We start from the raw sequence: 1,196 nt of genomic DNA, 5'->3' as shown, positions 1-1,196 counted from the left end.
CATCGCCTAAATAAATTCCTGCACTTGCATCATAAAGTTTATGGAGCTTATCTAACGCTTTCTTTTGCTCATTTATATCTCTCTGAGTATTTACTTGTTGAAATCGGATTCTATCAATTCTTGCGAAGGCAAATAAACCTTTTTTGTCTCCTTCACCTATTTCATACCCTAAATACCATGCAATATTATGAAAAACAATTTGTAAAGGATAAGCGGTAAAGTGTGGTTGATCTTTTGGCCATTTAGCACTTCCTTGAATATGACTAAATTTCAAAAGCTCTCCTTTTTTTATCGCTTCTTCTAACTGTTCAAATTGTTGTTGATATTTCTCCACATCAACAATAGATTTTGTGCCAATTAAGCGAGTAGAATAAGGGGCTTCTCCTTCTAAAAGTTTGGAATTCTCTAATCGTTGTTTAAATATATCATAAATTTCGGCAGCAAGAGGATCTTTAAAATATTTCTCTACTGAATGGGATCGGAGAGATTGATAGAGCTTATTTAACTCATATTGAGATAAAATACCTGTTCCTGCAAAGTAGCCTTTCTTCATAGAAATCTCTGGGAGAATTTGATAAGGATTTAGTACAAATTCGATGTCTTTTCTGAGTATATATAAGTTATATTTATTTTCGTCAAATAACCCTAATTTAAGCATATTTTCAATAAAGAATTTTTGGGTTCCCTTAATAGGACTATTAAGAAAAGGACGATGAACAATAAAACGAATGGTTTTGATTAATCGCTCAAATTGTTCTAAGTTAGAATAGCGATGAGTCATTACATCAGGAACTTGAATGGTTTCAATATCAACTAAATCAGCCGCTATATCTCCTCTGGCTAAAATCCCATTCTTTTCTAACCAATATAAGTCTTTTTCTATTGCTTCAGGATGGGCATAAATAGCATGATACTTTTTAGTAATTACTGCACAAATTTCCTCAATTGAAGTGCTAAACTGAGGTAATTCTTCGACTTCTAAAATTTCTTTCAGGTTTTCTGGTTCAGTTTCCGCTAAATTCCCAATTCCTGGATAGTTAATAATGACGGACATTAAGTGCATTAATCTTTCAAAGTCTAATAAACGAGAATATGGGTGAAAAACTTTATTCTTATTCAAGTTAGCTATGTTAGCTAAAAGACGCTTGAATCCTGTGAGAATTGTACAAATTTCGTCAAGATCAAAGTTATTGTCT

General features: G+C 32.3%; 1 pseudogene. It reads right to left on the bottom strand.

Going from position 1 to position 1,196, the window contains the following annotated elements:
- Nucleotides 1-1,196: pseudogene (locus IQ242_RS25300) on the bottom strand (WYL domain-containing protein); the annotation flags it as partial.

It is taken from the genome of Microcystis sp. LEGE 08355, from assembly GCF_015207185.1.
Taxonomy (GTDB): domain Bacteria; phylum Cyanobacteriota; class Cyanobacteriia; order Cyanobacteriales; family Microcystaceae; genus Microcystis; species Microcystis panniformis.
This window is presented reverse-complemented; position numbering and strand designations above follow the sequence as displayed.